The 13,835-nt window shown below is 74.5% G+C and carries 9 protein-coding genes; 7 read left to right on the top strand and 2 right to left on the bottom strand.

The annotated features are described in order from the left end of the window. Window positions 1-4: 4 nt before the first annotated feature. The gene (locus AB0J71_RS09890) at window positions 5-517 is read right to left on the bottom strand and encodes a helix-turn-helix domain-containing protein (RefSeq protein WP_364413716.1); all 513 of its coding nucleotides are present in this window, start codon (window positions 515-517) and stop codon (window positions 5-7) included. A gap of 126 nt (window positions 518-643) precedes the next feature. Between AB0J71_RS09890 and AB0J71_RS09885 the strand changes: the two genes are divergently transcribed. From AB0J71_RS09885 to AB0J71_RS09870, 4 genes are read left to right on the top strand one after another with little or no spacing between them, the layout of a single operon-like run. After that, complete coding sequence (locus AB0J71_RS09885) at window positions 644-1,288, top strand: alpha/beta hydrolase (RefSeq protein WP_352323082.1); 645 nt, start codon at window positions 644-646, stop codon at window positions 1,286-1,288. A gap of 57 nt (window positions 1,289-1,345) precedes the next feature. Then, the gene (locus AB0J71_RS09880) at window positions 1,346-1,915 is read left to right on the top strand and encodes an ATP-binding cassette domain-containing protein (RefSeq protein WP_352323083.1); all 570 of its coding nucleotides are present in this window, start codon (window positions 1,346-1,348) and stop codon (window positions 1,913-1,915) included. Continuing rightward, entirely contained in the window at window positions 1,915-4,194 is a 2,280-nt protein-coding gene (locus AB0J71_RS09875) for a YhgE/Pip domain-containing protein (RefSeq protein ID WP_364413620.1), read from the top strand. The genes AB0J71_RS09880 and AB0J71_RS09875 overlap by 1 nt, the downstream gene beginning before the upstream one ends. Beyond that, window positions 4,191-4,757 (top strand): TetR/AcrR family transcriptional regulator, encoded by a 567-nt coding sequence (locus AB0J71_RS09870; RefSeq protein ID WP_352323085.1) that lies wholly within the window; start codon window positions 4,191-4,193, stop codon window positions 4,755-4,757. The genes AB0J71_RS09875 and AB0J71_RS09870 overlap by 4 nt, the downstream gene beginning before the upstream one ends. Window positions 4,758-4,764: 7 nt before the next feature. Here AB0J71_RS09870 and AB0J71_RS09865 read toward each other — a convergent pair whose 3' ends face one another. After that, window positions 4,765-5,286, bottom strand: a complete 522-nt coding sequence (locus tag AB0J71_RS09865; protein WP_352323086.1) for a cysteine dioxygenase family protein — start codon at window positions 5,284-5,286, stop codon at window positions 4,765-4,767. A gap of 117 nt (window positions 5,287-5,403) precedes the next feature. Between AB0J71_RS09865 and AB0J71_RS09860 the strand changes: the two genes are divergently transcribed. From AB0J71_RS09860 to AB0J71_RS09850, 3 genes are all read left to right on the top strand, one after another. Next, complete coding sequence (locus tag AB0J71_RS09860; protein ID WP_352323087.1) at window positions 5,404-6,285, top strand: LysR family transcriptional regulator; 882 nt, start codon at window positions 5,404-5,406, stop codon at window positions 6,283-6,285. A gap of 21 nt (window positions 6,286-6,306) precedes the next feature. Further along, complete coding sequence (locus AB0J71_RS09855) at window positions 6,307-6,936, top strand: LysE family translocator (RefSeq protein WP_352323088.1); 630 nt, start codon at window positions 6,307-6,309, stop codon at window positions 6,934-6,936. Between the two features lie 84 nt (window positions 6,937-7,020). Continuing rightward, a complete protein-coding gene (locus AB0J71_RS09850) occupies window positions 7,021-13,773 on the top strand; it encodes a hypothetical protein (RefSeq protein WP_364413618.1) in 6,753 nt (2,250 codons plus the stop codon). Window positions 13,774-13,835 lie beyond the last annotated feature (62 nt).

The raw sequence follows: 13,835 nt of genomic DNA, 5'->3' as shown, positions 1-13,835 counted from the left end.
CTCCTCACGTCGTGAACGGGAACCCGTACAGGTGCACGGCCACGTTCTCGCGGCCCTCGGTGTCACCCGCCTCGCCGGCCGCCCGGCCGCGGGCCGTCCACTTCGCGACCACGTCGTCGATCTCCTGCCGGAGGTCGCGCAACTCCTCCGCCGTCAGCGACAGCAGGAACTCCGACCCGAAGGACGAGTCCTGCCAGGCTTCGCTCCAGGCCCACTGCGCGTCGAGGTAGCCCTCGTACATCTCGGAGAGCTGGCGGGCGTGCAGGCGGGACAGGGTCTGGTGGACCACGACGCCCTCGGGGCTGCCGCGGAAGTCGGAGTTGCGGGTGGAGAAGCTCTCCGCCGACGTCCGCCACCAGCGCTCCCGGGCGTCGCCCCGGCCTCCTTGCGTCTCCTCGATGAGGCCGTGCGAGGCCAGCTTGCGCAGGTGGTAGCTGACCAGGGAGACCGCCTCGTCCACCTGCTCGGCGAGCTGCGAGGCGGTCGCGAGCCCGGCGACCTTGAGCGCGCGGTACAGCTACGTTTTCTGTCTTACCTCCTCGCCATACTGCGTCGTGAACAGGGACACCGACGATGGGAGCAAGAGCCATGAGCGAGGCACCGCGGGGCGTTTCCGGCACGACGGCGCGGGGGGGGGAGTCGGGTGGCGACGTTCGCGCTGATCCACGGCGGCGGCAGCTCCGCCTGGGACTGGCACCTGGTCGAGGCCGAGCTGCGCGCCCGGGGCCACCGCACGGTGGCCGTCGACCTGCCGATCGAGGACGAGTCGGCCGGCCTGGCCGACTACGCCGACACGGTCGCGCGATCCGTCGGCGAGGCGGACGAGCTGGTCGTGGTGGCCCACTCGTGGGGCGGCTTCGTCGCCCCGCTGGTCTGCGAGCGCCTGCCCGTGAAGCTGCTCGTGCTGGTCACGGCCATGATCCCGGTCCCGGGCGAGCCGCCGGGCGAGTGGTGGGCCAACACCGGATACCAGGGCGCCGACGGCCTGGACACGATCGCGCAGTTCATGCACGACGTCCCCGAGGAGCTGGCGGAGGAGGAGTTGTCGCGGGGGCGTGCGCAGGCGGAGAAGTCGTCCGTCGAGCCGTGGCCGGGCGCGGCGTGGCCCGACGTGCCGACGCGGTTCCTGCTCTGCCGGGACGACCGGTTCTTCCCGCCGGAGTTCATGCGGAAGGTGGTCCGGGAACGGCTCGGTGTCATACCCGACGAGATCGGGGGCAGTCACATGGTCATGTTGTCGCGGCCGAAGGAGCTGGCCGAGCGGTTCGAGGCGTATCTCACAGTGTGACGCGCCGCATCACGAGGTAATCTTTTGTACTGACCAGTCAGTTCAAGAGATGGGGTTGTGGTGATCGTCGCGGAGGGCTTGTCGATCGAGGGGGTGTACCCGGCGGTCTCGCTGAAGGCGGGCCCCGGCACGCTCACGGCGGTCGCCGGGCCGGCGGGCAGCGGGCGTACGAGCCTGCTGCTCACGCTGGCCGGCCGGATGAAGCCGACCACGGGCACACTCTCCGTCGCCGGGCACACCAGGCCGCGGGCCATCCGCAAGGCGGCGGCGCTCGCGCTGGTCGACGGCGTGACGGATCTCGACAGAGCGCTGACGGTCAAGGAGCACCTGCGCGAGCGCAGGCGCAAGCCGTACCGGGAAGTCCTGAAGCGGGCGGGGCTCACGGCGCCGGACACGACGCCGGTGAGCCAGCTCGACCGCGAGCAGCAGGTGCGCCTCGGCGTCGCCCTGGCCCTGCTGGACGAGCCCGCGGTGATCCTCGCCGACAACGTGGACGCGGGCCTGCCCGACGACCGCGTACAGAAGCTCTGGGACCTCCTGCGCGACCTCGGCGCCGGCCTCGGCACGGCCGTGGTCGCGACCTGCGTGCGCCCGCCCGCCCGCTACGACCACCTCGTGGAGCTGTGATGAAGGGCATGCTGCGGTCCCGGTTGACCCGGGCTGCGCTGGCGGCGGTGATCGTGCTGCCGCTGCTGTACGCCGGACTGTACCTGTGGTCGTTCTGGGACCCCCAGGGCAACCTCGACCGGGTCCCCGTCGCGCTGGTCATGGAGGACCGCCCGGCCACGGTCGACGGCAAGACCCTGCACGCGGGCCAGGACCTGGCCGACGAGCTGCGCGAGCGCAGGACGTTCGCCTGGCACGAGGCCACGCCCCGGCAGGCGGCCGACGGGGTGGCCGACGGCAGCTACTACCTGTCGCTCACCGTGCCCGCCGACTTCAGCGCCCGCCTGGCCTCCCCGTCCGACGACACGGCCACCCCGACCCCCGCCCAGCTCGGCCTGCGCGTGGACACCGGGCGCAGCTACATCGTCGGCAGCATCTCCGACGCGGTCTTCAACGAGGTACGCGCCGCCGCCGAGCGCACGGCCATCCACGACTACTTCGACAAGGTCTTCGTCTCGATCGGCGACATCCATGACGCCACCACCGAGGCCGCCGACGGCGCCGGCAAGCTGCACGACGGCGCGGTCAAGGCCGGCGACGGCGTCTCCCGGCTCAACTCCGGCCTCGGCACCGCCGAGAACGGCGCCCAGCAGCTCTCCGTCGGCCTGAACAGCGCCAACACCGCCACCGGCAAGCTGCGGAACGGCTCGGCCCAGGTCACCGGCGGCATCGGCAAGGCGCAGCAGGCCATCGGCGAGCTGCGCGACGGCCTGCGCAAGCTCCGCAGCGAGGGCACCTCGGAGCTGCGGAAGGGCACCCGGAAGGCGGCCGACCAGGTCCACACGCAGACGCGCGCGGTCAACCAGCTCGCCGACAAGTACGTGCCGGTGCTGAACGAGTGGGGCCCGAAGGTCGCCGACGCCGCCGAGCAGGTGGCCGACGCCGCCGACCGGCTGGCGGACGGCTCCGGCACGAGCTCCGCCACGGGCGCCGGCGCGACCCGTGCGGCGGGCAGCGCCCGCGAGGCCGCCTCGCAGGCGCAGGCCGCGCTCGACCGTCTCGGCGCGGACGCCGACCCCGAGGTGCGCTCCCTGCTGCGCAGCGCGGCGAAGGCCGCGGAACGCGCCGCCGAGCAGGCCGGCTCGGCCGGCGCCGGCGGCACGGGCGGCGGCACGGGCGGCGCCTCCGCCTTGTCCGCCCAGGCCCGCGAGCTGGCCAGGAACGCCAGGAAGATCGCGGCCGTGGCCCCGCAGATCGGCCCCAAGGTCGACCAGGTCAGGACCCAGGTGAACGCCCTGGACGACGGCCTGGCCAAGCTGGCCGCGGGCGCGGCGACCGTGGACGCGAGCCTGGCCAAGGCCGGCACCGGCGCGGGCACCCTCTACCAGGGCGCGGCCAAGCTGCACGACGGCTCGGCCCAGGTCACCAGCGGCCTCGGTCAGCTCGGCGGCGGGCTGGTCAAGCTCAGCGACGGCGCGAGCACCCTGCGCACCGGGGTCGGCCGGCTGCACGACGGCGCGGGCCAGGTGGACAAGGGCATGGACCAGCTCGCCAAGGGTTCGAAGGACCTGGCGGGCGGGCTCGGCGAGGGCGCGGAGAAGATCCCCGACTACGACGCCCAGCAGCGGGCCGCCCGCGCCGACGTGATGAGCGACCCGGTGCGGCTGGCCAAGACGGTCGACAACGAGGTCCCCAACTACGGCACCGGCTTCGCGCCGTTCTTCCTGCCGCTGGCGTTGTGGGTGGGCGCGATGATCACGTTCATGGTGCTCAAGCCGCTGAACCAGCGGCGGCTGGCCGGGACCCAGGGCGCGGTGCGCATCGCGCTGGCCGGCTGGCTGCCCGCGGTGGCGCTGGGCGCGGCCCAGGTCGGCGTGCTGGCGGCGGTGCTGCGGTTCGCGCTCGGCCTGGAGGCGGCCCACTGGCTCGGGGTGATCGGGCTGCTGCTGCTGGCGGCGGCCGCGTTCCTGGCGGTGGTCCAGGCGGTCAACGCGCTGCTCGGGCCGCCCGGCCGGGTGGTGGGGCTGGCGCTGCTGATGCTCCAGCTCACCTCGGCGGCGGGGACGTACCCGATCGAGACCTCGCCCGGGTTCTTCCAGACGATCTCGCCGTGGCTGCCGATGAGCTGGGTCGTCTCGGCACTGCGCAGGCTGATCAGTGGTGGCGATCTGACCGTGGTGTGGCAGGCTTGCGGCGTGCTGTCCGCATTCCTCGTGCTCGGGCTCGCGCTGACCACCCTCGCGGTGGAGCGGGGCCGCGTCTGGTCCATGAAGCGCCTGCACCCCGAGCTGTCGCTGTGAGCAGGCAGGACACCCGGGCGAAGGTGTTCACGGCGGCGGTCGAGCTGATCGCCGAGCAGGGCTACGCGGCCACCACGGTCGACGCGATCGCCGAGCGTGCCGGGGTGGCCAAGGGCACCGTGTTCTACAACTTCGGCAGCAAGGAGGGCCTGTTCTCCGCGCTGCTGGAGCACTCGATCGAGCGGCTGGCGGGCGCGCTGGCCGCCGCCGACACCGGCGGGAGCGGCCTGGCCGCCCTCGACTCGGTCGTGCTGGGCCAGCTGCGCTTCTTCGAGGAGCACGGCCCGTTCGCCCGGGTGTTGCTGGCCGAGATGTGGCGCACCGCCTGGCAGGAGGCGGTGGCGCGGCTGCGCGAGAGCGCGCTCGGCGTGTACGCGGGCGTGCTGCGCAGGGCGGCGGCCGGTGGCGAGATCCGCGCCGACCTCGACGTGGAGACGGCGGCGACCGCCCTGTTCGGCATGGTCCTGACGGTCGCCATCGAGCGCCGCGCCCTCTACCCCGAACGGCCGATCGAGCAGACCCACCAGACCCTGGTCGAGCTGCTCCACGGCCGCATCAGGTGAGGCGGGCTCAGCGCACCGGCAGCTCGTAGACGCGGCGCACGCTGCTGCCCAGCTTGCCGACGTCGGCGCCGTACACGTGCAGCGACACCCCGACCTCGTCGCTGGTGTTGCGCACCATGTGGATGTCGCCGGGCGGGGCGAAGCCGCTGACCTCGCCCGGCCGGTTGTCGGCGCGTCCGATCTCCAGCAGGTGGTCGCCCATGTCGCGGTAGAGCGTCTCGTGCTCGATGCCGCTGAGGATGCCGAACGTGCACCAGGACACGTGGTCGTGGATCACCGTGTACTGGCCGGGACGCCACACGACCGCCACGATCGAGAACTCGTCCTGGGCGTGCAGCAGGTGGGAGGCATAGCGGTCGGGCGTGCCGAGGCGTTCCTCGGGCGTGAGGATGTCCATGCCGGGCAGCCGGTCGCGCAGCAGGTCCGCGACGGCGAACGCGGTCTCGCGGGCGACGAGCTTCCTGGCCACGATCTCGGAGATGCCGGACACCAGAACGTCGAGCCCTGGCCTGGTGGTGGTCGCGACCATGTTCACGGTGTCCCCCTAGAGAGAATGTGGCAATTTGTCCTCCCTCTCTACGGTGGCCCATGGCGATCGATAGGTCCAACAGAAGTCTTCTGGCCCATCGATAGATATGATTGATGAATGCTCGACGTCGCCCGGCTCCGCGTCCTCGTCGCGGTGGCCCGCAAGGGGTCGCTCACCGCGGCCGCCAAGGAGCTCCACTATTCCCAGCCGTCCATCAGCCACCACCTGGCCCGGCTGGAGGCCGAGACCGGCGCCAAGCTCGTCCAGCGGGTGGGGCGCGGCATCCGGCTGACCGAGGCGGGCCGGCTGCTGGCCGACCGCGCCGCCGACATCATCGGCCGGATCGACGCCACGGCCGAGGAGCTGGCCGCCCACGTGGGCCTGCGCGAGGGCCGGGTGCGGCTGGCCGCCTTCCCGTCGGCGCTCGGCACGTTCATCCCGTCAGCCGTCCGCCGCCTGTCGGCCGCCCATCCGGGGCTGCGCCTGGAGCTCACCGAGACCGAGCCGCCCGAGGCCCTCAGGCTGCTGCGCGCCGGCCGCGTCGACGTCGCCGTCATGTTCCGGTACGACGACACCGCCCCCGAGGACGCCGGCCTGCACCTGATCCACCTCCTCGACGACCCCAGCTACCTGGTCTCCGCCGAGCCGGGCGGCGAGCTGGCCGACCACGCCGACTCCCCCTGGATCGCCGGCTGCGACCGCTGCCGCAGCCACCTGCTCGACATCTGCGCCAAAGCCGGGTTCGAGCCGCGCATCTCCTTCACCAGCGACGACATCGTGGCCGTGCAGGCGCTCGTGGCGGCCGGCATGGGCCTGACCGTCCTGCCCGGCCTGGCGCTCAGCGCCCACCGCAACCCCGACGTCGAGGCGACCCAGGTCCCCGGCTCCACCAGGCACGTCTACGCCGCCGTCTACGGTGAGCCGCCGCACCCGCCGGCCACCGGCGCCCTGCTCGAAGCGCTCGGCGCGAGCCTGACGCCCGCCCGGGAAAGCCGTTGACGGTGTCCTTACCATGAGCACATGCCGGACATCACGCATATCGCGCTGTTCTGCGCGGCCACGCTGGGACTGCTCGTGGTCCCCGGCCCCGCGGTCCTCTACATCGTCACCCGCAGCGTCTCCCAGGGCCGGTCCGCCGGGTTGGTCTCGGTGCTGGGCGTGCACGCCGGCTCGCTGGTCCACATCGGCGCGGCGGCCGTCGGCCTCAGCGCGCTGATCGCGGCCTCGGCGACCGCGTTCACGGTCGTCAAGTACGTGGGCGTGGCGTACCTGCTCTGGCTCGGCCTGCGCAAGCTGATGAAGCGCGGCGGGGAGTCCGAGGAGGTCGTCGAGCTGAAGGTGCAGTCCAGGCGGCGGCTGTTCTGGGAGGGGTTCGTGGTCAACGTGCTCAACCCGAAGACGGCCGTGTTCTTCCTGACCTTCCTGCCGCTGTTCACCGTCCCGGCGGCGGGGCCGGTGGGGCCGCAGATCCTCCTGCTCGGCGGGTTGTGGCTGGTGCTGGGGATGGCCAGCGACGGCATGTACGCGCTGCTGTCGTCCACGCTGGCCGGACGGCTGCGCGGGTCCGTACGCGCGCGGCGGCGGCTCGACGTGGGCAGTGGCCTGGTGTACCTCGGGCTGGCCGCGTGGCTCACAACTGAGAAGGCATGACAAGCCGCGAAATTTCCCGCTCTTAATGCGATAGTGAGATCGATCGGGGGACGAAAAGCCGGGACGTAGCAGCTAGGCGGACCCATGGACGCGCCACCGCACCGCCTCGGCCTCGAACGAGTCGTCGAGGTCTACTCGGGTCACGACGACGTGGTCGGCGTGACCGCGACCGGCCATGTGATCGGCACGGATCTCGTGCTGACCGCGTCCCTCGTGGTGGACCCCGGCGCGCCCTGCCAGGTGCGCCCGCCGTGGTCGTCCCGGTGGGCGCCGGCCGAGCAGGTCTGGCGCGGGCACGGCGCGGCGCTGCTGCGGGTGCCCGGAGAGCCCTGGGCCGACGTGCCCGGCATCGGGCACGTCCGGTGGGCGGCGCCGGCCGGGGAGCGGGTGCCGTGCCTGGCCATGGGGTTCCCGCAGGCGCCCCGGCGGTCGGGGTTCAGGGACGTCCGGGTGTTGTCCGGAACCACCGCCGCCCCCAGGGGCCCGGCGTCGCGGACGCTCAGCATGGACGTGCCAGGCCCGCCGCCTCCCCTGCAGGTGTGGGCGGGCCTGACCGGGGCCGCGCTGCTGGCCGAGCCCGCCGGGCAGGTCGCCGCCGTCGTCACGGCCTCGGCCGCCGGGCACGCCCGGGGGCGGCTCGACGCGGTGCCGGTGGGCGTGCTGCTGGGCGACGACCGGTTCCGCGAGCTGACCGGGGCTGCGCCTGGCGCGGTGGAGAGCGTTGACGCCGGTGACGGGCGGGTGGTCCTGGCCGGGTTGCTGTTGCCGGCGCGGGAGCCGTTGCCGTCCGACTGCCCGGACTGGCGGCTGCTGCTGCCGCGGCACGCCGTGGTGCCGTACTCCGGGCGGGACGGGCAGCTCGCCGCGCTGCGGGCCTGGGCCGGGGAGCCGGCCGCGCTGTCGGTCGCGGTGGTGACCGGGCGGAGCGGCACGGGCCGTACCCGGCTGGCCGGGGAGTTGTGCGAGGAACTGCGGGAAGCGGGCTGGGACGCCGGTTTCCTGTCCCTGGACGCCGCGCTCGCCGCCCTGTCCGGGCGCGCGGCGGTGTCGCTGGAGGCGGTGCGGCCCTCGCTGGTGGTCGTGGAGTCGCCGGAGCCGTCCGCTCCGCTGGTGGGCGAGCTGGTACGGCGGCTGGCCAAGCACGGGCACAACCCCCGCGTACGGGTGTTGCTGCTGGCCCGCGAGCCCGGCGAGGCGGAGTGGTGGCGGCGGCTGGACACGGCGGCGGGCGGCTGGCTGCGCCGGCTCAACACCACGACCGTGCAGCTCAACCAGCACCCGCTCACCCTGAACGAGCGCACCGAGCACGCGTTCACGGCGATGAAGTCGTTCGCGCCGAGCCGGGCCGCGCTCCCCACGCCGCCGCGCCTGGACGACCCCGAGTACGGCCTGCCGCTCCGCGTCCACCTGGCGGCCCTGCTGCGGCTGCGCGGCGGCGAGACGGAGGTCCTGCCCGCGCCCACCGTCCCGGACGCCCTGCCCGGCGGCGGGATCGGCGCCCCGCCCTACCGGACGGCGCCCGAGCCCCGCCCCGGGACGTCCTGGAACGCCTTCCGTCCCGGCGGCCGGAGCGGGACCAGGACGCGCGCGGTGGTGACCGTCGGCGAGGAGTTGCTCAGCCGCTTCCTCGACCGCGAACGCGACCAGTGGGCCACCGTCTGGCCCGCCGGCCGCGCCCAGGTGGACGAGACCACCGCCCGGCAGTCCGTCGCCCTGCTCACGCTCACCGCCCCCACCCCCGCCGAGCTGCCCGGCCTGCTGTCGGCCGTGCCCGCCCTGCACGGCGACCCGCAGGCCGCGGCGGTCGTCGCCGACTGGCTGGGACGCGTCTTCCCCGGCGTGGACCGGCTGTGCCCGCTCGGCCCGGACCTGGTGGCCGAGCAGGCGCTCGCCGAGACCGAGGACCTGGACGCGCTGGTCCTGGCCGTGCACGACCACGAGCGGCGGACGGCCGGGCACCTGGCACGCCTGCTCGACGTGCTCCGCCTGGGCGCGGAGCGGGCGGAGGTGGGGCGGGCGCTGCGTTCGCTGGTGACGTCCAGGCTCGGGGCGCTGGTCGCGGAGGCGGCGGCGAACCCCGCCACCCGGCTCGGCGACCTGCTCAACGCCGCGCTCACACAACTGCCGGCCGACCGGACGACGGCCGCGGCGGCGGCCGCGCTGACCCTCGAACCGCAGGCGGAGCCGCTGGTGGATGCGCGGGGGGATGCGCAGGGGAATGCGCAGGTGGATTCCCGGGCGGATTCATGGGGTGGTTTCCGGGCTGGGCCGCCGCTCGGGTTGCGGGCCCTTGAGGTGACGCTGGCCGAGCTGGCCGTACGGCACTTCCGTGCAGGTGGCAGGCGGACCTCGCTGGCGGGGGCGCTGGCCCGGCTGTCGTCCCGGTTGTCGGCCGTGGGACGGGTGGGTGAGGCGGTGGTGGCCGCCGCCGAGGCCGTGGAGATCTTCGCGGCCGCTCCCCCGTACGAGGAGGCGGCCGGTCAGGCGGAGGCGCTGTTCGTCCTGGGGGCGTGCCTGCTGCTCGCGGGCGAGTCCGGGAGCGCGCTGAGGCCCGTCCAGGAGGCGGCGACCCGGTTCCGCATCCTGGCCGAGGACGCCCCCCGGTACGCGGGACGGGCCGGGCAGGCGTACCACAACCTGGCGTGCGCGCTGCTGGACTCGGGGCGGACGGCCGAGGCAGTGGAGGCGTTCGCGGCGGCGGGCGGTTCCGGCGAGGTCGCCACAGCCCTGACCGACGTCCTCACCGCGAACGCCTTCCCCACCAGCCCCATTTCTGCTCCCCTGCCCCAACCCCCCAAACCCACCGCCCTTCCGTTACCCAGCCTCGAACCGACCACCACACGCGACGCGGTCCCGCCCACCATGCCCGAGTTCACCGGACCACCCGCCACGCCCAGCGCCGGACAGCCCCCTCCGTCCCGCGCCACCGGACCGACCACCACGCCAGGCACCGCCCACCCGCCAGTGCCCCACGGCTCCGGACCGGCCACCACGCCAGGTGCCGGGCCGCCCGCCATCCCCGTTGCCGGACAGCGCTCCATGCGCCACGGCTCCGGACCGGGCACGGCGCCAGGCGCCGGACCGGCCGCCATGCCGGGCGTCGTCAGGCGGGTGCCAGCGCCCGTCCCGCCGTTCGCCTTCGCCGACACCGGTACCGAGCCGGAGGCGTTGCCCGAGTTGGCCGCCTGTCTCACCGTGGCGGTCACCGCCGCCGTGGCGGGCGCGGCGCCGACCGACAGGGATCTGGCTGAGCGGTTGTGCCTGCTGGCCCGGTGGCTCGGCGAACACGGCAGGGCGGCCGAGGCCGTCGCACCCGCCGCGGAGGCCGTCGTACGGCTGCGCGGCCTGGCGGACGAGGAGCCGGGCCTGCGGCTGATGCTGGCCGAGGCCGCGGGCCTGCTGGCCGGACTCCACCGCGAGCTGGACGACCTGGACCAGGCCGAGCGGTTCGCCGCCGAGGCGGTGCGGAACCTGCGCTCGCTGGTCGCGCTCGAACCCGACGAGCACCGCCCGGCCCTGACCGCCCAGCTCCTCGACCTGGGCGAACTGCTGCTGACCGACGCGCGCCCCCGCGAGGCGCTCGACCCGCTCCAGGACGCCGCGATCCTCGCCGCCGAACTGGACAAAGTGGACGAACGGCACACGGCCGCCAGGGCCCGCTCCAGGCACCTGCTCGCCCTCTGCCTGGCCGAACTCGACCGCCCCGCCGACGCCCGAGCCCACCTGGAGGCGGCGGCCGCTCTGTACGACGCTCTGAGCACCGCAGACGCGTCCTACCGGCGACACCGGGAGGAGATCCAAGCCTGGCAGGACTCGACGACCGACCCCACCGCCGCGGCCGCCGGAGAACCCGAACAGCCCTGGATGACCCCCCTGATCACCCCGCCACCCGACGTGACCAGAGCCGCACGAACCCTGACCGAACGCCGCGCCGCCCTGGAACCCGCGGACACCCCCGCATTCGCCACCGGCCCTGCGGCCCTGGAAGGCCCACAAGCCATGGGCGGCCCGAGCTCCCTGGAGGACCCGCAACTCCCCACCGGACCACAGCCCACGAATGGTCCGCAGACCCCGAACCGGCCGCAAACCGCAGACAGGCCGCATGCCCCGAACGGACCGCAAACCGGAGACAGGCTCCAGTCTGCGAACGGGCCGCAAGCCGTGAGGGTGCAAGCGTTCGTCGCCGCCCAGGCAGCGCTGGCACGCGCCTGGGCCGAAACCGGACGCGCCCGCGACGGCCTCCGTCTCGCAACCCAGGCCGCCGACCTCCTACGACGCCACGCGGCACCTGACGACCCCGGCGACGGGAACGGCGCGAACGGCGCAGGTGGCGCGGGCCTGGACGGCGCGCGACTGAGCGGCGCGGGCGGCGGGGGCGTGGGCGACGGGGGTACCAAGGGGGCTAGAAGCGGCGGCGGGATGTTGGGTGGGGCGGTGGTGGGTGGGCCCACCGCAGGCGCGCCCACCGCAGGCGGGTCCGTCGGGGGTGGCCCCGTCGCAGGAGGCCCCGTCGCAGGAGGCCCCGTCGCAGGAGGCCCCGTTGTGGGTGGGGCTGTTGTGGGGGCGGTTGGGCGGGCGCTTGTGGGGTTGGGGCGGTACCAGGAGGCGGTGCCGTACCTGCGGGGTGCTGTCGAGGCGTGTGGGCCGCAGGCCGAGGTCAGCTTCGTGGTGCAGCAGGAGCTGGCCAAGCTGCTCGTCCTGGAGGTCGTGGCGCTGGAGGCCACGGGCCGCCTGGAGGCGGCCGACGGCAAGGCGGAGCGGCTGGTCACGGTGTGTGAAGGGCTGGTGGCCGAGCGGCTGGAGTCCCCGGTCGTGCTCGCAGGCGCGCTGCGTCTGCACGCGGGTCTCCGGCTGGCCGCCGGGAACGTGGCAGGAGCGCTCCAATCGGTCACCCGCGCGCTGGACATCCTGGTGCCCGAGCCGCCCGAGCGCACCCGCCTGCTCACCGCCACCTGCCTGGAGCTCAGCGGCCTGTGCCACGCCGACCTGGACGAACGCGACCTCGCCGCCGCCGAGCTGGCCAAGGGCATCGCCCTGATGGCCGAGGAGGGCCCGCTCACCCGGGACCTGGCCGGCGTGCACGTACAGGCGCTGGCCCGGCTGGCCCGGCTCCGGGTGACCGGTCACGGCCCGTCCGCCGGAACCGACCTGTACGCCCAGATCCTCCGGGTACGCCCCCTACCCCGCCCCGACGTGCTCATCAAGGCCGTGGACGAGCTGTCCGCCCACCTGACCACCCCGAGGACGGCCGCCAGGCTGCTGCCGCTGCTGACGGCGTTCGCCGAGGCGTTGGAGCGCGAAGCCCCGGTGAGCGAGAACCCGCTGCTCCACGAGCGGTTCGGCCACTGCCTCATGCTCAGCGGCGCGACGGCGGCTCCGGCCGTACGCGTCCTCAAGGGGCTGGCCGCGTTCGACGCCCGCCACCGGCATTCGCTGGGCCTGGCGCTTGCCGCGCTCGGCGACGCCGACCTGACCGTCCTTGAGCAGGCCGTGGACCTGTTGGCCGAGGACGGGAGGGCGCTGGCCGACACGCTGAACAGGTACGCGGTCAGGCTGTTGGAGGCCGGTCGGCCGGTGGAGGCTCTGGCCCACTCGGAACGCGCCGCCGACCTCTGCGACGAACTGGACGAGCCCGCCGTCGCCGCCGTCACGTACGCCCAGCTCGGCGCCGCTCTGGCCGCCCTGGACCGCCCGCAGGCCGCGCTGGAGGCGGTGACCTGGTCGCTGGCCGAGCAGGAACGCGCCGCCGAGGCGCGGGGCGGCGAGGCCGGGCTGCTCGGCGTGCGCGCGCAGGCGATCCAGGTGCGGGGGCAGGTGCTGCGCGCGTCCGGCAGGACGCAGGAGGCGCTGGCCCACCTGGTGGAGGCCATGCGGCTGCACGTCCGGCTCGCCCGGCCCGCGGCGGCGGCAGAGGTGGCCGGGACGGTGGCCGACGACCTGCTGGCCGCCGGGCGTCCCGAGGAGGCCGCCGAGTACGCCAGGATCGCCGTCACCGGCCTGCCGCCGCGCACGCTCAGGCATGCCCTGGCCACCCAGCGCCTGGTCAGGTGCCACATGATGCTGGGCGAGGCGCGGGAGGCGGGCGCGCTGGCCGAGGAGCTGATCCGGCTGGCCAGGCGGTCGCCGGGCGAGCTGACGTACCGGGCGATCCTGGCTGATTCGCTGGCGCAGAGCTCGGAGCTGCTGCCCTTGCTGCGGCCCGGCGCGGCGGCGGAGGCCGAGCAGCGGGCCCGCGAGGCCATCGCGATCTACGACGAGCTGCTGACCACGGGCATGAACGCCGAGGCGCTGCACGTCAGCCGGGCCGGTGCCGGGCTGACGCTGGCCGCCGCGCTCCGGCTGCGCGAGCAGCCGGCGGCGGCGGTGGGGCCGCTGCGCGAGGCCGTCGCCACGCTGGAACGCCACGCCCCCGCCAACCCCCTGCTCGGCGGCATCCTGTCCCGCGCCATGCTCATGCTGGGCGACGCGCTGATGGAGTCGGGCCGGGCGCTGGAGGCGAGCCTGGTCTTCCATCGCGGCGCCCAGGTCATCGACGACGAGCCGGCCGCCGCCGTCGCCCACGCCCGGCTCGGCTTCTGCCAGGAGGAGCTGGGCAGGGACGACGCGGCCGACACCGCCCTCCGGGTCGCGCACGGCCTGCTGCGCGGCCTCCTGACCGCCGGCGGCCCCGCCACGAACAGCGGAACCGGCGCGAACGGCGCGAACGGCGGGACCGGCGAGCTCACCGAGCTCACCGAACTGCTGCGCGACGTGCTGCGCGGCCGGCTGCGGCTGCTGGAGAAGGCCGGCAGGCGCGAGGAGGCGGCCCAGGTGGAGGCCGAACTACGCACGACGTAACCCTCCCCTGCGGCCGGAACCGGCGAGCGACGCCCCCGAGACAGGAGGAAGGCGAGCCCCTG

Origin of the sequence: Nonomuraea sp. NPDC049637 (assembly GCF_040675235.1) — a bacterium.
In the GTDB taxonomy this organism is placed as follows: Bacteria; Actinomycetota; Actinomycetes; order Streptosporangiales; family Streptosporangiaceae; genus Nonomuraea.
Note: the sequence above shows the minus strand (reverse complement) of the source record. Positions and strands in the feature narration are given on the sequence as shown.

What these genes read in the sequence shown, in the direction of transcription:
- AB0J71_RS09875 (WP_364413620.1), top strand. Translation starts at nt 1,915, where the DNA reads ATGAAGGGCATGCTGCGGTCCCGGTTGACCCGGGCTGCGCTGGCGGCG.
- AB0J71_RS09865 (WP_352323086.1), bottom strand. Translation starts at nt 5,286, where the DNA reads ATGGTCGCGACCACCACCAGGCCAGGGCTCGACGTTCTGGTGTCCGGC.
- AB0J71_RS09860 (WP_352323087.1), top strand. Translation starts at nt 5,404, where the DNA reads ATGCTCGACGTCGCCCGGCTCCGCGTCCTCGTCGCGGTGGCCCGCAAG.
- AB0J71_RS09855 (WP_352323088.1), top strand. Translation starts at nt 6,307, where the DNA reads ATGCCGGACATCACGCATATCGCGCTGTTCTGCGCGGCCACGCTGGGA.
- AB0J71_RS09850 (WP_364413618.1), top strand. Translation starts at nt 7,021, where the DNA reads ATGGACGCGCCACCGCACCGCCTCGGCCTCGAACGAGTCGTCGAGGTC.